The organism is Parvibaculum sp., from assembly GCF_039680535.1.
GTDB lineage: Bacteria > Pseudomonadota > Alphaproteobacteria > Parvibaculales > Parvibaculaceae > Parvibaculum.
Map to the genome: position 1 here is coordinate 132,166 of NZ_JBDKSS010000014.1, position 22,360 is coordinate 154,525.

Genomic DNA, 22,360 nt, shown 5'->3' on the forward strand with positions numbered 1-22,360 from the left:
ATGACGGATTGGGGCGGATGGCTCTCGCCGGGCGAAGCGCAAGCCCTCTGGCTGTCGCTGAAGACCGGCGTCGTCGGCACCGCGCTCTCGCTGCCGCCGGGCATCGCGGTCGCCTGGGCACTTGCGCGCGGGCGCTTCCCCGGTAAATTCGCGCTGGACGGGCTGGTGCATATGCCGCTCGTCCTGCCGCCCGTCGTGACTGGCTATCTCCTGCTCCTGCTCTTTGGGCACAAGGGCCCCCTCGGTCATTTCTTCGAAACTCATCTCGGCTTCACCCTCGCCTTCAACTGGAAGGGCGCGGCGCTTGCTTCCGCCGTGATGGGCTTTCCGCTTCTCGTGCGCGCCATCCGGCTGGCTTTCGAAACCGTCGATCCGAGACTCGAAGCCGCCGCAAGGACGCTCGGCGCGGGGCGCATGGACGTCTTCGCGAGCGTCACGCTCCCGCTTGTCATGCCCGGCATCATCGCCGGAACGCTGCTCGGCTTTGCCCGCGCGCTCGGCGAATTCGGCGCGACCATCACCTTTGTCGCAAACATTCCCGGCGAAACACAGACCCTTCCCATCGCGCTCTACAGCGCCCTGCAGACGCCGGATGGCGAAATCAACGCCCTGCGCTTCGTCGGCCTTTCGATCCTGCTCGCCGTCGGTGCGCTGGGGGCTTCGGAGTATTTCGCCCGCGCCCAGCAACGCCGCATCAGGGGCCATAGATGAGCGACATGCGCCTCAAGGTCGCGATTGCTCAGTGCGTGGAAGGCTTCGCGCTCGACGTCGCATTTGAAGCGGGCTCTGGCGTCACGGGCATCATCGGGCCGTCCGGTGCGGGCAAGTCGATGACGCTCGGCGCGATTGCGGGCCTCTCGCGCCCCCAGAGCGGACGCATCGTGCTCGGCGAGAACGTTTTCGTCGATACGGCGCAAGGCACATTCATTCCGCCCGAGCGCCGCCGCGTGGGCTACGTGTTTCAGGAAGCACGCCTCTTCCCGCATCTGAGCGTCGCCGAAAATCTCGATTACGGCGCCAGACGCCGGGGAACGGCAAGCGGCATGTCGCGCATGGAGGTGATCGACCTCCTCGGCATCGCCCCCCTGCTCGACCGCCGTCCGCATCGCCTCTCCGGCGGTGAAGCGCAGCGCGTTGCCATCGGCCGCGCGCTGCTCGCCGCGCCTCAACTTCTGCTCATGGACGAACCGCTGTCGAGCCTCGATATTCGTCGCCGCCGCGAGATCATGCCCTTCATCGAGGCGCTGCATCGCCGCCTCGATCTGCCCACGCTTTTCGTGAGCCACAATATCGACGAGATCGTTCGCCTCGCAGATAGGGTCGTCGTCCTGCATGGCGGTCACGTCGCGGCAAGCGGCGGCGTCGCGGAGGTGCTGAACCGGCTCGACGTCCAATCGCTCATTCTTGGCGAGGATGGCGGCGCTGCCGATCCTGCAACCATTATCGAAGCTCGGGTTGCGAGGCGTGACGAAGCCTATCACCTCACCGAACTCGATATCGGCGGCGCAACGCTCACCGTCGCCGAGCTTCCGCTTGAAACCGGGGCACCTGTTCGCCTGCGCCTTCATGCGCGCGACGTGGCGCTTGCGACGGAACGCCCGTCGGGACTCAGCATTCAGAATGTGATTGAGGCGCAGATCGCCAGCATCCGGCCGGCAGGAACCTCCCAGCTCGATGTGGAACTCTCTGTGGGCACGAACCTCCGGCTTTATGCGCGGATCACCCACCGCGCCGCCGCGCGGCTGCAACTCACCCCGGGCCGCCCCGTCTGGGCGCTCGTTAAATCGGTCGCGTTGGCGAGCGACACGAACGAAAGCGCACACAGCCTCTGATCATTCCTCGCCGAAAATTCGCCTGAGATAGTCGTTCAGGAATTTTCCCTTGGGATCGAGCCTTCTGCGTACCGCCTGAAAATCGTCCCAATGCGGATAAAGCGCCGAGAGCTGTTCGGCGCCGAGCGTATGGAGCTTGCCCCAATGCGGGCGGCCTTCGTACCGCTTGAAGATAGCCTCCACACCGGCAAAAAGCTTCCCATAGGGCTGCCGGTAATATTGATGCACGGAGATCGTGGCGCTGTCGCGGCCATGGAATGGACTGAGCCAGATATCGTCGGCCGCGACATAGCGATATTCCAGCGGGAAGAGGAAGTTCTCGCCGCATTTGCGCATATGGGCCGCGACCTCACGCAGGCAATCGGGGCCGAGATCGGCGGGCACCGCATATTCCATTTCGTTGAAGCGCACATGCCGGTCGCTTGGGAAGGCATCGTGCGACCAGCGCACGCGGCCCGCCTCCGTGAGCGTGCCCGAAGAATAGCGCTCGGTATTCGACGTCAGGAATTTCTGCAGCGGCCCGCGCATGAATGGGGCATAGCGTGTTGCCTCGCAGGCGGCGATGAAAATCCTTTCATCGCGCGAAAGATCACCTTCCTGCCTGCGACGGCGCGGCTTTGCGTGTTTCGCCGTCTCACCCAATATCTTGACGATGGCGAGATCTGAATACGGGAACCAGAAAAATTCGAAATGCCGATTGGCGTCGCGTAATTCCTCGACGCGCGAAAGCACATCCTCGATCGGCATGGCGCCGCCGGTTTCTTCCAGCACATAGGCGGGACGGCATTGCATGGTGACCTCGCTCATGATGCCGAGACTACCCATCGAAACACGGCCCGCGTTGAAGACGTCTGCGTTCTCGCTGCGGCTCGCGCGAATGATTTCACCATCGGCGGTGACGAGACGAAAGCCCACCACGCCTGCGGAGAGAGAACCCAGTTCGCCGCCCGTTCCATGTGTGCCTGTGCCGACAGCGCCCGCAATCGACTGCCGGTCGATATCACCCTGATTGGCGAGGGCGAGTCCGCGATCGAAAAGCATCGGTCCGAGATCGCGGATCGTCGTCCCGGCCTTGATCCGCGCGGTTGCGGCATCGGGGTCATGATCGATCACGCCGGCAATATGGCGCAGGGTCACGATCGTGCCGGGGCTCTCGACGAGCGGCGTGAAGGAATGGCCGGTGCCTGCCGCTCTCACGGGCGCCGGGGCATCGCGCATGATCGAGGCCAACTCCTCCTCAGTCGCCGGCTCGGCCATCGCCTGTGGCCAGGCCTTCACCCACCCCGACCAGTTCGACCAGACATAATTCATGCGCCGCTCCCGAGTCAGGTTCACTCCTGCCGGGACATGCTACAGAAGTTATGCCGAAACGAAAAAGGGCTCCGCCAAGGCGAAGCCCTTCGTTCACCAAACGGCAAGCTCAGCGGGTGACGGCCTCCTGGGAGCCGATCACCGGTTTGAACTCCCGCGCCAGAATGGTCGCCTGCTTGATATCTTCGGGCGACATGGTCTTCGAAAGCTTTTCGAGCTCCTTGTTGGCAAACTGCGGGAACCCGGCATCGACGGCGAGCAGGAAATACATATAGGCCTTACGCTCGTCCTTGGTGACGCCTTCGCCGGCCTCATACATGGTGGCGATATTGTACTGCGCCTCCGCCATGCCCTGCCTGGCCGCAGCCTCGTACCATTTCGCAGCCTCCGCCGCGTCCCGCGTCACGCCCCAGCCCTTGTCGTATAGGCTTCCGAGATCCATCTGGGCGCGCGCGTCGCCATGTTCCGCGCCGAACTTGTAGAACTTCAGCGCCGTCGCGACGTCGCGCTGCACCACCTTCGCGTCGAAATATTCCTCACCCAGACGGAACGCCGCGCCACCGTCCTGGTGCACCTCCACGGCCTTCTTCCACTCCGCCAGAGCTTCGGGATAGTAGCCGCGCTTGTAGAAATCCTCGCCGCTGGCCTCGCTCGGCCCCGCCGGGGCGGTCGCCTCCGCTGCATGGCCGGCCAGAGCCCAGAAACAGATCGCGGCAAGCACCAGAAAACCCGAGGCCAACCGCATGATCGTCGTTTCGGATAGCCGCGCCGCGCGCGCGGTATGGACGCCTTCTGCCATCATGTTTACTCCCACCCCGACCCGCTTATTCAGACTGCCGGATTTTTTCCGGTCACACCGATCATGACGCGCGAAATCGGAAATGGGAACCCTGCGCCGCACCGTTCTCGCATGCGGACATGAGACGGCCGAAGTGGTGTGGCAGGACGTTCGAAATACGCTGGTGATCCCGGCAGGATTCGAACCTGCGACCGACGGATTAGAAATCCGTTGCTCTATCCAGCTGAGCTACGGGACCAGAGGGGCGGCGTGGCGCTCAATGCGTCCACTGGCCGATGCGGTCGGCCTTGAAGTTGTCGGCATAGGCCTTGATCAGGGGCTTCGGGGACTGGGTCTCGACGACCTGGAACTCGATGCCCTTGCGCGTCGCATAGGCGACGGCCTCTTCCTTCGTGTCGAAGCGGAGAACGACCTGCGTATTGGTGTCGGGCGAGCTCGTCCAGCCCATCAGCGGCTCGACCTTGCGCGCGGCTGAGGGCTCGAATTCAAGCACCCACTTCTTCGTCTTTGCCTTGCCGGACTGCATGGCATTTTTCGAAGGCTTGAAGATACGCGCGCGGGCCATTCCTTAAACTCCGTTCATTTGCCCCATAATGCGGGCAAAGTCTTGAAATCGCACTCTTATCGCCCCAAATCGGCCAGACTTGCAAGCGACAAGCAGACACGGGCGCCGAACGCCGGTTCCCCGCCCGTTTCAGGCCCACCCCCAACCCGAAACCGGACCATTCATCCAAGATTGATGCCGGGGTCACACCAATGACATGCCCCGGTCGTATCCTGCCTTTGTGACAGAGTAAGGAGGCCCCCCATGCTTCAGTATCTCGACCTTGCTTCTGCAACACAGCTTCTGAAGGCTAAAGGTTTCAATCCTCGCGATATCGAATGCGTACTCGACCTGACCGGCCCGCAGCACAGTAACGGCGTATCCCTCTGGCGTGCCGACAGAATCGAAAGACTGGCGTCCCGTGCGTACTGGCTCGGCGCCCACGAACCCGTGGTTTCGATCCCCGCCGCGGCCTGATCTGCCCCGACCGCCCTCCCCGCGCCCCTCACGGGGAGGGCTTTCGGTGCGGAGGCGCTTTGTTCAGACGGGATTATCCAGACTGAGCATCGCCTGATTTTCGTCATAGGCGAAAACCTCGGCAAAGCGGCCCCAGTTGATGACGCTTCTGAGCGTCTGCTCGGCCCATTCCTCCGACATCGCGTCTTCAAGCTCCTCGGCAAAGCGCGCATAGGGCGCGCGATGCGCCGGGCGCTCGTCCAGCACACGCTTGATGTGAGCGGCCAGCGGCACGTAGCTGAGCAGGCTTTCGGCAAACATCTGCTTGCGCACATGCGGATCTTCGTTGGCAAAGCGCATGCCCGTCTCGGTCAGCCTGATGTCGCCGCCCTCGATCTCCGCAAAGCGAAGAAGCTGAAGCGTCTCGCCGATGCTGAACAACGCGTCGGTGGACATGTGCATATGTTCGGCGAGCGGCGGAAGGTCGGCACGTCCGTGATAGGGCGCGCCCGCCAGCGCCTCGATGAGGCCGGCAATCGAGTTCGTCGACACGCGCGGCAGAAGCATGTCGATCCCGCCCGCCGAAAAGGCAGGCCGGGCCTCTGCCGCATGCGCCCTGGCCGGCATCGTCATACGCTCATAGATGCTGTCGACCAGCCAGCGGAACTTCGGATCGAGGCGGTTGCGCGGCCTCTGGATATCGACCGGAATTTCGGCGATCACCCGGCCGGGGTTCGACGAGAAAAGCAGGATGCGGTCGCACATCAGCACCGCCTCCTCGATATTGTGCGTCACAAGCAGGATCGACTTGATCGGCATGCGCCCCTCCGACCAGAGATCGAGAAGATCGGTGCGGAGCGTTTCCGCGGTGAGCACGTCGAGCGCGGAGAAAGGCTCGTCCATCAGCAGAAGATCGGGATGCACGACGAGCGCGCGCGCAAAGCCGACGCGCTGGCGCATGCCGCCCGAAAGCTCCTTGGGATAGGCGGATTCGAAACCGTCGAGGCCCACGAGGTCGATTGCCTCCAGCGCGCGCTTATGCGCTTCGTCGGACGCAATCTGCAGGGCGTCGAGGCCGAGCTGCACATTCTGGAGCACGGTGAGCCAGGGAAAGAGCGCGAAAGTCTGGAAGACCATCGCAATGCCTTCGGCCGGTCCGTCGATCGGCTCGCCGAGGAACCGCGCCTTGCCGCCCGTGGCTTCGATGAGGCCCGCCATGATGCGCAGAAGCGTGGACTTGCCGGAGCCGGAACGGCCCAGAAGTCCGACGATCTCGCCCTCCTTGAGCGTCATGTCGACATTTTCGAGGACGGTCATTTCACCGCCTGACGGACGCGGAAAGGCTTTCCGCACGCCCTCCACCTGAAGGACCGTCTTTGTTTCGATCGTCGATGCCATAGCCATGTCGGACCTCCCTCAGATCATACGCAGGCGGCGTTCAGCATAGGCATGCAGCGGACGCCAGAAGAGCCGGTTGAACAATGTCACGAAGACGGCCATCACCATCACGCCGAGGATGATGCGCGGATAATCGCCCGCCGCCGTCGCCTTGGCGATGTAGGAACCGAGGCCGTTCGCCTCGAGCCGTGTGTTTCCCCAGGTGACGAGCTCGGCGACGATGCTCGCGTTCCACGAGCCGCCGGATGCCGTCAGACCGCCAGTGATGAAATAGGGAAAGACGCCGGGCAGCATCACCTTGAACCACCAGTTGCGCCCCCGCACGCGGAAGTTGGCGGCGGCATCCTGAAGATCGGTCGGAAATGCGCTCGCCCCCGCGATCACATTGAAGAGGATGTACCACTGCGTGCCGAGGATCATCAGCGGGCTCAACCAGATATTCGGATTGAGCCCGAAATGCAGGATGCCCACCACGGCAACCGGAAACAAAAGGTTCGCCGGAAAGGCGGCCAGTATCTGCGCGATAAGCTGCAGCCGCATGGCAAGACCCGGCCGCAGGCCGATCCAGACGCCAACAGGCACCCAGACGAGACTTGCGAGGCCGACGAGCACGACAACACGTGTCAGCGTCATCAGACCGAGCTTGAAAGCACTGAAGACTTCCGCCCAGCCGATCTGGCCCGCCATTTCCACATAAAGCGCATGCAACCCATAAGCGCCAACCAGCGCCCACAGGCCCCACCAGATCACGCCCCAGATGATATTGAGCCACCGCCTCTGAATGGGCGACCGGCGCCAGCGCCAACGGCCGAAGCTCAATGGCGCATGCGCCACGGTCACGAAGCCCTTGTGCAGCGGCACCAGCGCGATCTGCACGAGCCGCGCGCGGTTCAGCACGCGCAGCAGCCATACGCCTGGCGTGGGTTGCCCCATGGTCTGCTCGAAGCGGAACTTCTGCGCCCAGGCAACCAGCGGGCGAAACAACAACTGGTCATAGGCGAGGATGACGACGAGCATCGCGCCGAGCGCATAAAACACCGCCGTCAGGTCGCGCCGCTCGATCGCCAGCGCCACATACGAGCCGATGCCCGGCAGGGTGATCGTCGTGTTGCCGACGGAAATTGCTTCCGAGGCGACGATGAAAAACCAGCTACCCGACATGGACATCATCATGTTCCAGATCAGCGCCGGCATGGCAAAGGGCACTTCCAGCCGCCAGAAGCGCTGCCACGCGGAAAGCCGGAAGGACCTGCTTGCCTCGTCGAGATCTTCGGGAATGGTCCGGAGCGACTGATAGAAGCTGAAGGCCATGTTCCAGGCCTGCGCGGTGAAGATGGCGAAGATCGCCGCGCATTCGGCGCCCGCCACGCTGCCGGGAAAGATCGCCATGAAGCCCGTCACCGTGAAGGACAGGAACCCCAGCACCGGCACGGACTGAAGCACGTCCAGAATCGGGATGAGCACGGCCCCCGCCCGCCTGCTTTTCGCGGCGGCTGTCGCGTAGGTGAAGGTGAAGAGAAGAGAGGCGCCGAGCGCGGCGAACATGCGCAGGGTCGTTCGCAGCGCATATTCAGGCAACGCGGCCGGCGAGAGCGAGATCTGCGCCTTGGAGACGCTGGCCAGCGGCGCATTCATCTGCTGCGCGCCATAGATGATGAGAGCGAGCGTGCCGGCCACGAGGCAAAGGGCGATGCCGTCCCATGCGGACGGCGCGACCCGCTCGCGCCGTGCCACCGAAATGGTTGAAATATTGCTCATAGCCCGCCCTCCATCGCCCTGGAGGGAGCGAAGAAACCGCGGTCAAATGCCGCCCACCCGGGCGGCGAAATCGCAAAAAAGGAGATATCCATGATCACCTCGCGCGGGCCGACAAGGGCCAACCGCGCGAGGGAGGCGAGCCCGCCTCCGATGCGTCAGGTTCAGCCCCGCAGGCCCAACCGACTACTGTCGCCGTCCATCATTTCCTCTTAGAGCTTCGGGGCGAAGGCCCCGTCGTCCGCGCCCGTATAGGCCCGCCCGCAACATCGGTCAATCGCAGTGCAGCAATCGGCATATGAAATTCAATTCATATTGCCCGCGCCCCCGCGCGCGGTTGCGGCTGGGGGCCTTCCCGGTGTATTGGGAAGCCGTCGGGGCGTAGCGCAGCCTGGTAGCGCATCTGCTTTGGGAGCAGAGGGTCGGGAGTTCGAATCTCTCCGCCCCGACCAGTTTTCAGTCATTTTCCTGCGTTTTCGGACGGTGCAGCTTTGACAAAAGGCGGTGCAAACGGAGAAATGCAGGCAGTTGTTAGACACAACTGAGTCACAGTGAGGGCCATCCCCGCGCTTGCTGAGTGCGACACGCCAATTTATGTTGGCAATAGCGATGCCGATGGTCGGAAAACCCGCGTGACGGGTGCCGCTGCCGCCGGGACATTCCTAGGATGTCCGCCGAATGAGGGACACGCGGCCCCTCCGGCGTCGCAACGCTTAATCATCAGTGTCAGTGGCATCATCTAACTAAACGGTGATGCGCCGTCTGCCTCTACCAAATCCCCAAAATCAGGAAACCGAGGCGACCTCGTCGGGCACCTTGTGGCGGCCCATGAGCTTGAAGACGCCTGTGGCCTTCAGCACCGCGCGGTGACCTACGAAAAGTTCCGCCTCGCAGAAGACGACCGAGCGCGTCGCCTTGGTGACGCGGGCGGTGCCTTCCAGCCAGTCGCCCGGCCGCGCCGAGGACAGGAAGTCGGAATTCATACGGATGGTGAGCGCGACGGTTTTCGTCTCGCGGAAGACGGCTGTGCCCAGCAAGCCGTCAGCGAAGGCCATCAACATGCCGCCATGCGTGATGCCGCGCGAATTGCAGTGGCGATGCTTGACCCGCACCCCGTGCCAGAAGCCCTCCTCCGTCACCTTGTGATAAAAGGGGCCGTTATGCGTGGTGTAGGGACCGCGCGATACGGAGAGGACATACCCCTCCGGCGGATTGTCGTCTGGCTCTGAACTGGACATGAGGCTCGGCGAAACTGAAGCGAGGAACGAGGCCGACCATCGGGCTCAAACTCCGCGCCCTCCAGTCCGCCGCAATGCCTCTTGATGTCAGCTTTCCTGGTCCGAGGCAATCTCCGCGACCATCAGCCCCTTCGGGCCCTCGCCGAAACGAACCCTGAGGTCCTGCCCGGGCACGAGGTCGCGAATCTCATACCGGCGGAGCGTCTCCATATGGATGAAGATGTCCGGCGTGCCTTCGCCGCGTGTCACGAAGCCATAGCCCCGCGCACGATTGAACCATTTGACCGTTGCGATCTCGAAATCGCCGATCGGCACGACGCCGGCGGTCGGCGAACGAGACGTCAGCCCACGGAGCACTTGCGAACTGGGCTTCACCGCCGTCGTGTCATCGACGTCGATGATACGCAGCGCCTGAAAGCCCTTGGGCCGCCGCACGACTTCGCAAACAACCGTCGCGCCTTCGTCGAGCAGCTCGCGCCCGGCCTGCTTCAGACATGATGAATGGATGAGAATATCGTCGCGTCCGTCGTCCGGAATGATGAAGCCATAGCCCTTGACCGCATCAAACCACTTCACGGTGCCGCTGATCTCGAACGCCGTATCGACGCTACCTGCCGCAGATTCCAAACGCTGTTCCATCCCTACCACGACTTCATACCGAACTGCTTGCAGCCTGCTTTCGCAGAACTCTCGCTATCGGAGTTTCCGTCCCGGTCCGTGGTTTCCCACGAGCCCCCCCAAGCATAAGAAATGCTACTATAACGGCGTCCGACGGGATTTGAAAGTCTCGGCCGCTCGCGAGCATGATGGAACACACTCATCGAACGGCCATATGCTTCTAAAATGAGAATCGATGCATTGAGTGTTACTACGCATTACGCACCATATTGAACTGACCGGAAAGATTGTCACGATGCACAAGGCGATTGCACTCGGCGCCGCGCTCTTCATCTTCTGGCTCGTACTCTCCGGCCACTACACGCCATTTCTGCTCGCAATGGGCATTCTTTCGGTTCTGCTCGTGATGGCGGTCATGCAGCGCATGGACGCAATCGCACCGGAACTGACAATGCGTCATTTACGTCCGCGCCTCCTCGCTTACTGGTGCTGGCTCGCGGTGGAGATTCTCAAATCCTGCATTGCGGTCAGCCGCATCATCCTGAGCCGCCGACCTGCAATTGCACAAAGGTTCATCAGCGTGCCGACAAGTCAGACAAGCGACATGGGCCGGGTCATCTTCGCAAACTCGATCACGCTCACGCCAGGCACGGTGACCGTCGAGACACGAGATGGCGATTTCACCGTGCATGCGCTCAACGATGCCGCAGCCGACCCTCGGGCGTTCGCCGCAATGGATGCGCGCGTCAGCGCGATCGAGGCGCACTGATGTCCATGTTCGCCACCGCCTGCATCGCCATCCTTGCTGCAATGCTTTTGCTTCTCATTCGCAGCTTTGCGGGTCCGTCGCTCTATGACAGGGTTCTGTCCGTCAACGCCTTCGGCACGCTGACCGTGCTGCTTATCGGCGTCATCGGCTTTCTGACCGGCCGGCCGGATTTCCTCGACATCGCCCTGCTTTACGCCCTTATCAATTTCATCGGCACCATCGCCGTCCTCAAATTCTTCCGCTACCGCTCGCTGGGCAATGGCGCGCCTGCGGCGGTTTCCGGCCAGGAGGAAGCATGATCGGCGCCCTCGTTCAGGTGGCGAGCTGGCTCTCGCTGGGTGTGGGAGCTGCGTTTCTGCTCATCGGCGCGCTCGGCGTCCTTCGTCTCCCCGATTTCTGGTCGCGCATTCACGCGGCCGGCATCATCGACACGGCGGGCGTGAGTTTCATCACGCTCGGCCTGATGCTGCAGGCGGGATTCAGCCTCGTCGCCCTGAAGCTCCTGCTTATCGCCGTCTTCATTTTCATCACAGGCCCGACGGCCACCCATGCGATCGCCAATGCGGCCTTTGCCGCCGGCCTTCGCCCCGTCGCCTTCAAGGGAGATGAGAGCGGCACTTTCGACGGGGGCGCGCAAAGGTGATCGGCTCTCTCGTCATCGACCTCTTTCTCTTCACCCTGCTGGCCCTGACGGCGCTGGCAATCGCCCGGCTGCGCAATCTCTTCGCGGTCACCATACTCGCGAGCATTTTCAGTCTGCTCGCGGCGGGCCTCTTCGTAACCCTCGACGCTGTGGACGTCGCGTTCACGGAGGCGGCGGTGGGCGGAGGCATCTCGACGGTGTTGATGCTCGGCGCGCTTGCCCTGACGACCCGCGAGGAGAAGCGCGCGCGCCAGACGCCCTGGCTGGCGCTGCTGCTCTGCGCGATCACGGGGGCTGGCCTCATCTATGGCACGCTCGACATGCCGGCCTTCGGCTCACCCGATGCGCCCATCCACGGCCACGTCGCGCCGGATTACATCGCCCGCGCCCTTCCCGAAACCGGCGTTCCCAACATCGTCACGGCTGTGCTCGCAAGCTATCGCGGCTATGACACGCTTGGCGAAACGACGGTGATCTTCTCGGCTGCCGTCGCGGTTCTGCTGCTTCTTGGCTTCAAGCGCCGCAATGGAGGCGAGGAATGAGCCATCATCTCGTCTTGCGCGTCGTCGCCAATCTCCTGTTGCCCTTCATTCTCGTCTTCGCGCTCTATGTGCAATGGCATGGCGATTACGGGCCGGGAGGTGGCTTTCAGGCGGGCGTCGTCTTCGCCGCCGGCCTGATCCTTTACGCGCTCGTCTATGGCGTGGACGCGTTGAAGAAGATCGTTCCCCCGCGGGCCGCAATCATCCTCATGTCTGCGGGCGTGCTCATCTATGCCGGGACGGGACTCCTCTCGCTCCTCCTCGGCCATGACTTCCTCGACTATACGGGCCTCGCCGCCGACCCGGCGCATGGGCAGGAACGAGGAATCCTGATCGTGGAACTCGGCGTCGGCATCACCGTCGCCGGCGCGATGATCGCGATCTTCACCGCCTTTGCGGGACGCACGCCGGATATCGAAGACAAGGACTGGTGACGATGAACGCCGCGCTGTCATTCATTTCGGGGCACTATAATTACTGGATGGGCATCGTCCTGATGATGGTCGGCCTTTATGTGGCCATCTCGCGCGGCAATCTCATCAAGAAGGTGGTCGGGCTCAATCTCTTCCAGACCTCGGTCTTCATGCTCTACATCTCCATGGGCAAGGTCGCGGGCGGCACCGCGCCGATCCTGACCGGCAAGCCGGACACCGTTTATTCCAACCCATTGCCCCATGTGCTGATCCTCACCGCCATCGTGGTCGGCATCTCGACGACGGCGCTGGCGCTCGCGCTCGTGGTCCGCATCCGCGAAAGCTACGGCACCATCGAGGAAGACGAGATCGCGGCCATCGAGCGCAAACTCGAATTTCCGAAAGATCGGCCCGCCTGATGCCTGAAGCGCTCACCCATCATCTGCCCGCCCTGCAGATCGTCCTCACGCTCGTCGCGGCGCCGCTCTGCGCGCTGGTCGGCTCGCGCTGGGCATGGTCCGTCGCCACGGCGGCCAGCGTCCTCGCTTTTGCAATCGCCGTCACACTCTTCGGAACCGTGCTCGACGGCACCGTTATTTCCTATCACATGGGCGGTTGGGCGCCGCCGATCGGCATCGAATATCGGGTCGATATACTCAACGCCTTCGTGCTGCTCATCGTCTCCGGCATCGCGGTCGTCACGCTCATCTACGCACAGAAGAGCGTCGCGTCGGAAATCGGCTCGGAAAAGCACGGGCTTTTCTACGCCGCCTTCCTTCTGTGCCTCACCGGGCTCATGGGCGTCGCGATAACGGGCGACGCGTTCAACGTCTTCGTCTTTCTCGAAATCTCGTCGCTCTCCGCCTATGCGCTGATTGCAACGGGAGCCGACCGGGACCGCCGCGCCCTCACCGCCGCCTACAACTACCTGATCATGGGCACGATCGGCGCGACCTTCTTCGTCATCGGCCTCGGCCTGCTCTACATGCTGACCGGGACGCTCAACATGGCCGATCTCGCGCAGCGTCTGTTCGATCACGGCGATAACCGGACGCTGCGGACCGGCTTCTGCTTCGTGCTGATCGGCCTCACGCTGAAACTCGCCATGTTTCCGCTGCATCTCTGGCTGCCGGACGCCTATTCCCGCGCACCATCGGCGGTGACGGCTTTCCTCTCCGCAACCGCGACCAAGGTCATGGTCTATGTGCTGCTGCGTTTTCTCTTCGCGGTGTTCAGCTTCAGCTTCGCCTTCGAGGGCAGCGTGCTGCGCGTCATCGTCCTGCCGCTTGCCATGATCGGCATCGTCGTCACCTCCGTGGTGGCGATCTTTCAGGACGATCTCAAACGCATGCTCGCCTATTCGAGCATCGCGCAGATCGGCTACATGCTGCTCGGCCTCGCCCTCGTGTCTCAGACGGGCGTCATGGCGAGCATCATTCACCTCTTCAATCACGCCGTCACAAAGGCCGCTCTCTTCATGGCGGCCGGCTGCTTCGTGCTTCAGGCAGGGACGACCTCCATCCACGAACTGCGCGGCATCGGCCGGGACATGCCATGGACCATGGCGGCCTTCGTGATCGGCGGATTGAGCCTGATCGGCGTGCCGCTCACCGTCGGTTTCATCAGCAAGTGGTATCTGGTCGAGGCCTTCATCGAGGAAGGCTGGTGGCCGGTCGCGCTGCTCATCGTCGGGTCCTCGCTTTTGTCCTTCGCCTATATCTGGCGCGTCGTCGAGGCTGCCTATCTGCGCGACGCGCCCGAAGGCGTCATGCGCAAGGAGGCGCCGCTTTCCATGCTCGCGCCGATGTGGGCGCTTGTGGGATTGAGCCTTTATTTCGGCGTGGATTCGAGCCTGACCAGCGCTGCCGCAAGCCGCGCGGCCAATGCGCTGATCGGCGCATCGAACCTTTTCTGGCAGTGAGGCGCGCATGACCATTTCCTTCGCGCTTTATCTCGCCATCTTCCTTCCCGTCGCCGCGACCGCCCTTCTTGCCGCGCTCGACCGCTGGCCCGACGCGCGCGACGCCGCCAGCGTCGTCACTGCGTTCGCCACATTCGGACTCGCGCTCACAGTCCTGCGCGGGTTCCTCGACGGCGCCGGCGCCTCCTTCTCGCTCATCGAGGTGATGCCTGGCCTGCCGATCGCCTTCGGCGTCGAACCTCTCGGAATGGTCTTCGCCCTCCTCGCTTCCGGCCTCTGGATCGTCGTCGCGATCTACGCCATCGGCTACATGCGCGCGAATGCGGAAGCTCATCAGACGCGCTTCGCGATCTGTTTCGCGCTCGCCATCGGGGCATCGCTGGGCATCGCGTTTGCCGGCAATCTCTTCACGCTCTTCATTTTCTACGAGGTGCTGACGCTCTCCACTTATCCTCTCGTCGCGCACAAGCAGACGCCGGAGGCGCGAGCGGGAGCGCGGACCTATCTGGCGATCCTCCTCACAACCTCGATTGGATTCTTCCTTCCGGCCATCGTGTGGGTCTGGACGGCGACCGGCACCTTGGACTTCTTCCCCGGCGGCACGATCGAGGGGCGCATCGAGCCCGCTCTCGTGCCTGTTCTCCTGGCTCTCTTCGCCTATGGCATCGGCAAGGCCGCCTTGATGCCGTTCCACCGCTGGCTTCCTGCCGCCATGGTGGCGCCTGCGCCAGTCAGCGCGCTGCTCCATGCCGTGGCAGTCGTGAAGGCAGGCGTCTTCACACTGCTCAAGGTCGGCATCTATATCTTCGGGATCGGCTATCTTTCGCGCACGAACGCTTCGCTCTGGCTTGCCTGGATCGCCGCCGCTTCGATCGTCGTCTCCGCCGTCATCGCGCTCACCAAGGACGACCTGAAAGCCCGGCTCGCCTATTCGACCGTCAGTCAGCTTGCCTATGTGACGCTCGGCGTCGCGCTGGCGAACCAGATGGGTGTCATCGGCGGCACGATGCAAATGATCATGCATGCCATGGCCAAGATCACGCTCTTCATGTGCGCGGGCGCAATCTATGTGACGACACACAAGACGCGGGTGAGCGAGCTGACGGGTCTCGGGCGGCAAATGCCGTTCACCTTCGCGGCCTTCCTGATCGCGTCTGTCAGCATCATCGGCCTGCCCCCGCTCGGTGGCGCATGGAGCAAATGGTTCCTGCTCATGAGTGCGGCCGACGCCGGACAGACGGCGCTGATCGGTGTTCTGGCGCTAGGCTCGCTGCTCAGCGTCTTCTATCTTCTGCCCGTCGCCGGCAAGGCGCTCTTCCTGCCGCCACGTGGCGCGAATAGGCTGGCCGCCGGGGAAGCGGCGACGGTGGGAATTTCCGAAGCGCCGCTGCTTTGCCTGCTTCCGATCTGCGCAACTGCGCTTGGTTGCGTGGCGCTCTTTTTCTTCGGCAATGAACTCTACGGCTTCCTGCTGCGCATCCCGCTGCTCGCCGTCGCACCGGAGGCCGCGCCATGAAGACCTACATCACAAACAAGGTCCTCCTCGGACTTGGAGCCATCTGCCTCGTCCTTGCGCTCGCGGATTTCTGGCGCAACGGCCATGGCGCCTTCGAGGTCGAGCGAGCGCCGCTCTTCTTCGCGGTTTTCGGCTTTGTCACTTACGCAGCGCTGATCTTTCTCTCGAAGGTTTTACGGCGGCTTGTCATGCGGCCAGAAGACTATTACGGCAATCGCGCCACCGACGAGGAAGACGAGAGCTTTGCCGGCGCCGAAAAGCAGGTAAGCGAGGCGCCGGATGCCTGAGATACTGTCGCCCGCCTTCGTCTATGTCGCTGGCGCCCTCTCGGTGCTGATCCCGTGGCGCGTCGTGCGTGGAGTAGCGCTTCTTGCCGTCCCGCTCGTCGCGCTGGCGAGCTTCGTCACCCTGCCTTACGCAAATTATGGCCTGGTGAACATTTTCGATCTCCGGTTGGGCTTCCTGCGAATTGACCCGCTCTCCTTCGTTTTCGCGCTCGTCTTCTCGCTCGCGGCCTTTCTCTCGCTGCTGTTCGCCTTCCACCTTCGCGACCGGCTCGAACAGGCGGCAAGCCTCCTTTATGCGGGCGCGGCCATCGGCGCGGTCTTCGCTGCCGACCTGTTGACGCTCTTCATCTTCTGGGAGGGAACGGCGCTCGCCTCCGTCTTCCTCATCTGGGCGCGTCGCACGGAAGGCGCCTGGCACACGGGCCTGCGTTATCTCGCGATCCAGATCGGCTCCGGATTGTTGCTGCTCGCGGGGCTCATTCTGCGTTACCGCGACACGGGTTCCATCGCCTTCGAGCATATGGAACTCGACAGCCTCGGCACCTGGCTCATCTTCCTAGCCTTCGGCATCAAATGCGCCTTCCCGCTGCTTCATAACTGGCTGCAGGACGCCTATCCGGCGTCGACGCTGACGGGTTCGGTGACGCTGTCGGCCTTCACCACCAAACTTGCCGTTTATGCGCTGGCGCGCGGCTTCGCCGGCACCGAAAGCCTCATCTATATCGGCGCGGTGATGACGATCTTCCCGGTCTTCTTCGCGGCGATCGAAAACAATCTCCGCCGGGTGCTCGCCTACAGCATCAACAACCAGATCGGCTTCATGGTCGTCGGCATCGGCATCGGCACCCCTCTCGCCCTCGACGGCACGGTCGCGCATGCTTTCGCGCATGTCATCTACAAGGGCCTGCTGTTCATGAGCGTCGGCGCGGTCACGTATCGGACGGGAACCGCGAAGGCATCGGAACTCGGCGGGCTCTGGAAGTCGATGCCGCTGACCATGGCGTTCTGCATCGTGGGCTCGCTGTCGATTTCGGCCTTCCCGCTTTTTTCGGGCTTCGTCTCAAAGAGCCTCATCCTTTCGGCCAGCGCGGACACGGGCCATTTCCTTGTCTGGCTGACGCTGCTCGCCGCCTCAGTCGGCGTTCTCGAACATTCGGGCATCAAGATTCCCTATTCGATGTTCTTCGGGCACGACAGGGGGCTCAAAGTCCGGGAAGCCCCGCTTCACATGCTCATCGCGATGGGCATCGCGGCGGCGCTTTGCGTCGGCATCGGTCTATGGCCGCAGCCGCTCTATGGTCTTTTGCCCTATCCGGTGGATTTCCACCCCTACACAACCGACCATGTGGTGACGCAGCTTCAACTTCTGTTCTTCGCCGGTCTCGCCTTCGCTGTGCTGATACGCTACGGGCTCTATCCAGCCGAATTGCGCTCGATCAATCTCGATTTCGACTGGTTCTACCGCCGCATGCTTCCCGGCATGACGATTGTCCTTGCCTATCAGGTCCAGACCGGCTGGCGGGCCCTCGTCCGCGCCGCCGATTACCGCCTCAACCGGCTGCTCGTTGCCGTCTATCGCACGCATGGGCCAGAGGGTATCCTTGCGCGCACCGCGCCGACGGGCGCCATGGTGTTCTGGATTGCGGTTGTCCTTGGCATCACGCTTGCGCTGACTTACCTATAGGGGCCCGTAGCGTCCCCATACTGAAGGAATCCCCCCATGGAAATGTCCGGCGAATACAGAATTCCGGCACCCCGCGAGAACGTATGGGCGGCACTCAATGATCCTCAGGTCTTGCGCGAAACGATTCCCGGCGCGGAATCGGTCGAGAAAATCGCCGATGACGAATTCGAGGCCGTGGCCAAGGCCAAGGTCGGTCCCGTCAGCGCGCGCTTCAAGGGCAAGGTAAAGCTCACCGACATCGATCCGCCGAACGGCTATACGATCAATGGCGAAGGCAATGGCGGCGCGGCAGGCTTTGCCAAGGGTTCCGCGAAAGTTCACCTCGCCGACGACAATGGCGTGACCGTGCTCACCTACACGGTCAACGCCCAGATCGGCGGCAAGCTCGCCCAGATCGGCCAGCGCTTCATCGACTCGACTGCATCGAAACTCGCCGACGAGTTTTTCGGCAATTTCTCCGCGGCTCTCGGCGGCGCCAAGGTAGCTCCCGCCGCCGGCCTGGCGCCGGAACTCGTCGAGGAAATCGCGGAAGGCCTCGTGAAATCGCCGGATCAGGATGCCATCGCGCCCACAGGCGTTCCCATGGTGCCTGACGAGGAAGCCGCCCAGGGCCTCTCGCCCTGGATCTGGGGCACCGTCCTCATCGTCGCCGTGGTCGCGCTGATCCTGATTTTCGGTCGCTGAACTTTTTGTCAGTGAACCACAGTCTTCATTCAACCGCGCTTGACGCCGCGTAGCCAAGCGCGGAGAGTCTAAAAAACATTTCGAGGGAGGCCTGCCCATGACCGTTGTATCCATGACAGTCAACGGAAAGTCCGTCAGTGCCGATGTCGAGGCGCGCACGCTGCTCGTCCATTACATCCGCGAAGCACTGGGGCTCACCGGTACGCATGTCGGCTGCGACACCAGCCAGTGCGGCGCCTGCGTCGTCCATGTGAACGGGCGTGCGGTGAAATCCTGCGCCATGCTCGCGGGCCAGGCCGAAGGCGCCGAAGTCGTGACGGTCGAAGGCCTCGCAAAGGATGGCGAGCTTCATCCCGTTCAGAAGGCCTTCAGGGAACATCACGGGTTGCAATGCGGTTTCTGCACGCCGGGCATGATCATGACGGCTGTCGACCTGATCCGCCGCAAACCGCAGCTCGACGAACAGACGGTGCGCGAAGAACTTGAAGGCAACATCTGCCGCTGCACCGGCTACCACAATATCGTGAAGGCGATCCTCGCCGCATCCGAGGAGATGCGCTGAACGATCTGGGCTCAAGCTACTCTGGGAGGAGTTCTGGATGTCCGATCTATCCGAGCAGGGCGTAGGCAAACCGGTTCGCCGGAAGGAAGATTTCCGTTTCATTACCGGCAACGGGCATTACACGGACGACATCAGCCGCCCGCATCAGACGCATGGCTATTTCCTGCGCTCGCCGCATGCCCATGCAAAAATCAGAAAGATCGACACCAGGGCCGCGCTGGCCGCGCCCGGCGTCATTGCGATCTTCACCGGCAAGGATATCGCCGCCGACAAGCTCGGCGGGCTCATCTGCGGCTGGACCGTGCATTCGAAGGACGGTTCGGCCATGAAGGTCGGCCCGCATCCCGTGCTCGCGCTCGACACGGTGCGTTATGTCGGCGATCACGTCGCGCTCGTCGTCGCGGAAACGCACGAAGAAGCGAAGTCGGCCGCCGAACTCATTGAGGTCGATTACGAGGAACTTCCGGCTTGCGTCTCGCTCGCCGATTGCGAGAAGCCCGGCGCGCCACAGGTGCATCCGGAGGCACCGCGCAACACCTGCTTCGAATGGGAACTCGGCAACAAGGCCGAGACGGAAGCAGCCTTCGCCAAGGCCGCCAAGGTCGTGAAGCTCGATCTCGTCAACAACCGCCTCATCCCCAACGCGATGGAGCCGCGCGCCGCCATCGGCGAATATGACAAGGGTACAGGCGGCTACACGCTTCACACGACGAGCCAGAACCCGCATGTGGCGCGTCTCGTTCTATCCGCTTTCGTGGGCGTTGCGCCGGAACACAAGCTGCGCGTCATCGCGCCCGATGTCGGCGGCGGCTTCGGCTCGAAGATATTCATCTATGCGGAAGAGACCGCCTGCGTCTGGGCTGCGGCGAAGGTTGGCCGCCCGATCAAATGGACGGCTGAACGCTCCGAAAGCTTCATGTCGGACGCGCATGGCCGCGACCATCTGAGCCATGCGGAACTGGCGCTCGACGCCAACAGCAAGATCCTCGGCCTCCGCGTGAAGACTATCGCCAATCTCGGCGCCTATCTCTCGACTTTCTCTGCTGCCGTGCCGACCTATCTTTACGGGACGCTGCTTTCGGGCCAGTACGACATTCCCGCGATCTATGTGGAAGTCGATGGCGTCTACACGCACACGGCGCCCGTCGATGCCTATCGCGGCGCAGGACGCCCCGAAGCAACCTTCCTCATCGAGCGCATCGTCGAAACCGCGGCGCGTGAAACGGGGCTCGACCCGGCCGAGTTCCGGCGACGCAATTTCGTTCGCGCCTTCCCACACCAGACGCCCGTCATCATGAATTACGACGCGGGCAATTACGACGCCTCGCTCGACAAGGCGATGGAGATTGCGGACGTGAAGGGCTTTGCGGCGCGCAAGGCCGAAGCCGCGCGGCGCGGCAAGCTGCGCGGGCTCGGCTATTCCACCTATATCGAGGCTTGTGGCATCGCGCCTTCGGCCGCCGTCGGCTCGCTCGGAGCGGGCGTGGGCCTGTGGGAATCCGCCGAGGTGCGCGTCAACCCGACCGGCAATGTCGAAGTCCTGACGGGCTCGCACAGCCACGGACAGGGCCATGAGACGACATTCGCGCAGCTCGTCTCCTCGCGGCTCGGCATCCCAATCGACCAGATCGAAATCGTGCATGGCGACACCGACAAGGTGCAGTTCGGCATGGGCACCTACGGCTCGCGCTCCGGCGCCGTCGGCATGAGCGCCATCGTCAAGGCTCTGGACAAGGTGGAAGCCAAGGCGAAGAAAATCGCCGCGCATCTGATGGAAGCGGCAGTGGAGGATATCGTCTTTCAGGAAGGCCGCTTTACCGTTCAGGGTACGGACAAGTCCCTCGCCTGGGCGGAGGTGTCGCTTGCGGCCTATACGGCGCACGGTTTCCCTTCGAACGAGATCGAGCCGGGCCTGAAGGAAGGCGCCTTCTACGACCCCACGAATTTTACCTTTCCCGCCGGCTGCCATATCTGCGAGGTCGAGATCGATCCCGAAACAGGCGTGCTGGAGATCGCGAATTTCGTCGCGGTCGACGATTTCGGCACCATCATCAATCCGATGATCGTCGAGGGACAGGTCCATGGCGGCATCGCGCAAGGCGTCGGTCAGGCGCTGCTGGAACTCGGCGTCTATGACGGCGAGTCCGGCCAGCTCGTCACCGGCTCCTTCATGGACTATTGCATGCCCCGCGCCGATAATGTGCCGAGCTTCCGGCTCGGCTTCACCAAGACCGAATGCCCGTCCAATCCACTGGGCATGAAGGGCTGCGGCGAAGCGGGCGCCATCGCCTCGCCGCCTGCCATCATAAACGCCATTACGGATGCACTCGGCATCCGCGACATCGAAATGCCGGCAACGCCCGCACGCATCTGGAAGGCCATCCAGTCTTCCCGCCCGCGCGCCGCCGCCGAATAGGAGAGACGTCATGTATCAGTTCAACTATGTCCGCCCGAAATCTCTCGCCGATGCGGAAGCGCTGCTCGCAAAGGCCGACGATCCGAAGCTTCTCGCGGGCGGCCAGACGCTGATCCCGACGCTCAAGCAGCGTCTCGCCATGCCGAGCGACGTCATCGACATCGGGAGCCTCAAGGAACTGGCCTTCATCAAGGCCGAGGGCGAGGCCATCATGATCGGCGCGGGCACCAAGCATTTCGACGTCGCCAATTCGGCTGACGTGAAGAAGCACATTCCGGCGCTGGCGGCGCTGGCCGGCATGATCGGCGATCCGGCCGTGCGCCACATGGGCACCATCGGCGGCTCGATCGCGAACAACGACCCCGCAGCCGATTATCCCGCTGCCTGCCTCGCGCTCGACGCCAAGATCCACACGACGAAACGGCTCATCGCGGCAGACGAATATTTCAAGGGCATGTTCGAGACCGCGCTGACCGATGGCGAGATCATCAAGGAAGTAACCTTCCCGCACCCCGAAAAAGCCGCCTACATGAAGTTCCCGAACCCTGCCTCGCGCTACGCCATGGTCGGCGTCTTCGTGTCGAAGGGGCCCTGGGGCGTACGCGTCGCCGTCACCGGCGCGGGCCAGAACGGCGTCTTCCGCGTCAAGGAGATGGAGAACGCGCTGGCGAAAAGCTGGTCGCCGGAGGCCGTGGCCTCGATCACCGTCCCGGCGGACGGGCTCCTCTCCGACCTTCACGGCAGCGCGGAATACCGGGCGCATCTCGTCACCGTGATGGCGAAACGGGCGGTTGCCGCGGCAGGTTGAATCTTCCCGTCACACACCCAAGCTGTCACCCCGGCTTTATGCCGGGGTCCAGGGGCCGGTGGTTCCGAGCGCGCCGCCCCTGGATCCCGGGACAAGCCCGGGATGACAATCAATACAATCGAGGCCCCGCACCGCCTTTCCGACTTCGCCCCAAGCGACTACAT

The 22,360-nt window shown here is 62.9% G+C and carries 24 protein-coding genes and 2 tRNA genes; 18 read left to right on the plus strand and 8 right to left on the minus strand.

Annotation, left to right across the window (positions count from 1 at the left end; all coding sequences use genetic code 11):
* Together modB and modC are read left to right on the plus strand one after the other, a co-directional pair.
* Entirely contained in the window at positions 1 to 711 is a 711-nt protein-coding gene (modB, locus tag ABFC66_RS11210) for a molybdate ABC transporter permease subunit (RefSeq protein ID WP_346741046.1), read from the plus strand.
* Positions 708 to 1,832: a molybdenum ABC transporter ATP-binding protein gene (gene modC, locus ABFC66_RS11215; protein WP_346741047.1), complete on the plus strand. Its 1,125-nt coding sequence runs from the start codon at positions 708 to 710 to the stop codon at positions 1,830 to 1,832. Before modB ends, modC begins: the two co-directional genes overlap by 4 nt.
* Here the strand turns inward: modC and ABFC66_RS11220 are convergent, their stop codons facing one another.
* The 4 genes from ABFC66_RS11220 to ABFC66_RS11235 form a co-directional block, all read right to left on the minus strand.
* Positions 1,833 to 3,143 carry a D-arabinono-1,4-lactone oxidase gene (locus ABFC66_RS11220; RefSeq protein ID WP_346741048.1) on the minus strand — a complete coding sequence of 437 codons (1,311 nt, stop codon included), beginning with the start codon at positions 3,141 to 3,143 and terminating at the stop codon, positions 1,833 to 1,835.
* Positions 3,144 to 3,252: 109 nt separating this feature from the next.
* The gene (locus tag ABFC66_RS11225) at positions 3,253 to 3,945 is read right to left on the minus strand and encodes a tetratricopeptide repeat protein (RefSeq protein WP_346741049.1); all 693 of its coding nucleotides are present in this window, start codon (positions 3,943 to 3,945) and stop codon (positions 3,253 to 3,255) included.
* 158 nt (positions 3,946 to 4,103) lie between these two features.
* A tRNA-Arg gene (locus ABFC66_RS11230) sits at positions 4,104 to 4,180 on the minus strand.
* An 18-nt stretch (positions 4,181 to 4,198) separates the two neighbouring features.
* Positions 4,199 to 4,507 carry an ETC complex I subunit gene (locus ABFC66_RS11235; protein WP_346741050.1) on the minus strand — a complete coding sequence of 103 codons (309 nt, stop codon included), beginning with the start codon at positions 4,505 to 4,507 and terminating at the stop codon, positions 4,199 to 4,201.
* 243 nt (positions 4,508 to 4,750) lie between these two features.
* Here ABFC66_RS11235 and ABFC66_RS11240 point away from each other — a divergent pair, with 243 nt between their 5' ends.
* Positions 4,751 to 4,963 carry a hypothetical protein gene (locus ABFC66_RS11240; RefSeq protein ID WP_346741051.1) on the plus strand — a complete coding sequence of 71 codons (213 nt, stop codon included), beginning with the start codon at positions 4,751 to 4,753 and terminating at the stop codon, positions 4,961 to 4,963.
* Positions 4,964 to 5,026: 63 nt separating this feature from the next.
* Here the strand turns inward: ABFC66_RS11240 and ABFC66_RS11245 are convergent, their stop codons facing one another.
* Both ABFC66_RS11245 and ABFC66_RS11250 read right to left on the minus strand, forming a co-directional pair.
* A complete protein-coding gene (locus ABFC66_RS11245; RefSeq protein ID WP_346741193.1) occupies positions 5,027 to 6,340 on the minus strand; it encodes a nitrate/sulfonate/bicarbonate ABC transporter ATP-binding protein in 1,314 nt (437 codons plus the stop codon).
* A gap of 18 nt (positions 6,341 to 6,358) precedes the next feature.
* On the minus strand, positions 6,359 to 8,098 hold the full coding sequence (locus tag ABFC66_RS11250; protein ID WP_346741052.1) for an ABC transporter permease subunit: 1,740 nt from the start codon (positions 8,096 to 8,098) through the stop codon (positions 6,359 to 6,361).
* Positions 8,099 to 8,470: 372 nt separating this feature from the next.
* Here ABFC66_RS11250 and ABFC66_RS11255 point away from each other — a divergent pair.
* Positions 8,471 to 8,547, plus strand: a tRNA-Pro gene (locus ABFC66_RS11255).
* Positions 8,548 to 8,880: 333 nt separating this feature from the next.
* Here the strand turns inward: ABFC66_RS11255 and ABFC66_RS11260 are convergent.
* Together ABFC66_RS11260 and ABFC66_RS11265 are read right to left on the minus strand one after the other, a co-directional pair.
* Positions 8,881 to 9,333, minus strand: coding sequence for a PaaI family thioesterase (locus tag ABFC66_RS11260; RefSeq protein ID WP_346741053.1), 453 nt, complete (start codon positions 9,331 to 9,333; stop codon positions 8,881 to 8,883).
* Between the two features lie 87 nt (positions 9,334 to 9,420).
* Positions 9,421 to 9,972 carry a cold shock domain-containing protein gene (locus ABFC66_RS11265; RefSeq protein WP_346741054.1) on the minus strand — a complete coding sequence of 184 codons (552 nt, stop codon included), beginning with the start codon at positions 9,970 to 9,972 and terminating at the stop codon, positions 9,421 to 9,423.
* A gap of 274 nt (positions 9,973 to 10,246) precedes the next feature.
* Here ABFC66_RS11265 and ABFC66_RS11270 point away from each other — a divergent pair, with 274 nt between their 5' ends.
* From ABFC66_RS11270 to ABFC66_RS11335, 14 genes are all read left to right on the plus strand, one after another.
* On the plus strand, positions 10,247 to 10,720 hold the full coding sequence (locus ABFC66_RS11270) for a Na+/H+ antiporter subunit E (protein ID WP_346741055.1): 474 nt from the start codon (positions 10,247 to 10,249) through the stop codon (positions 10,718 to 10,720).
* The gene (locus ABFC66_RS11275; protein ID WP_346741056.1) at positions 10,720 to 11,019 is read left to right on the plus strand and encodes a monovalent cation/H+ antiporter complex subunit F; all 300 of its coding nucleotides are present in this window, start codon (positions 10,720 to 10,722) and stop codon (positions 11,017 to 11,019) included. The genes ABFC66_RS11270 and ABFC66_RS11275 overlap by 1 nt, the downstream gene beginning before the upstream one ends.
* Positions 11,016 to 11,363, plus strand: coding sequence for a monovalent cation/H(+) antiporter subunit G (gene mnhG, locus ABFC66_RS11280; RefSeq protein ID WP_346741057.1), 348 nt, complete (start codon positions 11,016 to 11,018; stop codon positions 11,361 to 11,363). The genes ABFC66_RS11275 and mnhG overlap by 4 nt, the downstream gene beginning before the upstream one ends.
* Positions 11,360 to 11,905, plus strand: a complete 546-nt coding sequence (locus tag ABFC66_RS11285) for a DUF4040 domain-containing protein (protein WP_346741058.1) — start codon at positions 11,360 to 11,362, stop codon at positions 11,903 to 11,905. Before mnhG ends, ABFC66_RS11285 begins: the two co-directional genes overlap by 4 nt.
* Positions 11,902 to 12,339 (plus strand): Na(+)/H(+) antiporter subunit B, encoded by a 438-nt coding sequence (locus tag ABFC66_RS11290; RefSeq protein ID WP_346741059.1) that lies wholly within the window; start codon positions 11,902 to 11,904, stop codon positions 12,337 to 12,339. Before ABFC66_RS11285 ends, ABFC66_RS11290 begins: the two co-directional genes overlap by 4 nt.
* A gap of 2 nt (positions 12,340 to 12,341) precedes the next feature.
* Positions 12,342 to 12,737 (plus strand): cation:proton antiporter subunit C, encoded by a 396-nt coding sequence (locus ABFC66_RS11295; protein WP_346741194.1) that lies wholly within the window; start codon positions 12,342 to 12,344, stop codon positions 12,735 to 12,737.
* Positions 12,737 to 14,239: a monovalent cation/H+ antiporter subunit D family protein gene (locus tag ABFC66_RS11300; RefSeq protein ID WP_346741060.1), complete on the plus strand. Its 1,503-nt coding sequence runs from the start codon at positions 12,737 to 12,739 to the stop codon at positions 14,237 to 14,239. Before ABFC66_RS11295 ends, ABFC66_RS11300 begins: the two co-directional genes overlap by 1 nt.
* A gap of 7 nt (positions 14,240 to 14,246) precedes the next feature.
* Positions 14,247 to 15,755: a proton-conducting transporter membrane subunit gene (locus ABFC66_RS11305; protein ID WP_346741061.1), complete on the plus strand. Its 1,509-nt coding sequence runs from the start codon at positions 14,247 to 14,249 to the stop codon at positions 15,753 to 15,755.
* Entirely contained in the window at positions 15,752 to 16,042 is a 291-nt protein-coding gene (locus ABFC66_RS11310) for a hypothetical protein (RefSeq protein WP_346741062.1), read from the plus strand. Before ABFC66_RS11305 ends, ABFC66_RS11310 begins: the two co-directional genes overlap by 4 nt.
* Positions 16,035 to 17,726: a Na(+)/H(+) antiporter subunit D gene (locus ABFC66_RS11315; RefSeq protein WP_346741063.1), complete on the plus strand. Its 1,692-nt coding sequence runs from the start codon at positions 16,035 to 16,037 to the stop codon at positions 17,724 to 17,726. The genes ABFC66_RS11310 and ABFC66_RS11315 overlap by 8 nt, the downstream gene beginning before the upstream one ends.
* Before the next feature lie 36 nt (positions 17,727 to 17,762).
* Positions 17,763 to 18,410: a carbon monoxide dehydrogenase subunit G gene (locus tag ABFC66_RS11320; RefSeq protein ID WP_346741064.1), complete on the plus strand. Its 648-nt coding sequence runs from the start codon at positions 17,763 to 17,765 to the stop codon at positions 18,408 to 18,410.
* A 97-nt stretch (positions 18,411 to 18,507) separates the two neighbouring features.
* Positions 18,508 to 18,972, plus strand: coding sequence for a (2Fe-2S)-binding protein (locus ABFC66_RS11325; RefSeq protein WP_346741065.1), 465 nt, complete (start codon positions 18,508 to 18,510; stop codon positions 18,970 to 18,972).
* Positions 18,973 to 19,009: 37 nt separating this feature from the next.
* The gene (locus tag ABFC66_RS11330) at positions 19,010 to 21,388 is read left to right on the plus strand and encodes a xanthine dehydrogenase family protein molybdopterin-binding subunit (RefSeq protein ID WP_346741066.1); all 2,379 of its coding nucleotides are present in this window, start codon (positions 19,010 to 19,012) and stop codon (positions 21,386 to 21,388) included.
* A gap of 10 nt (positions 21,389 to 21,398) precedes the next feature.
* Entirely contained in the window at positions 21,399 to 22,196 is a 798-nt protein-coding gene (locus ABFC66_RS11335; protein ID WP_346741067.1) for a xanthine dehydrogenase family protein subunit M, read from the plus strand.
* Positions 22,197 to 22,360 lie beyond the last annotated feature (164 nt).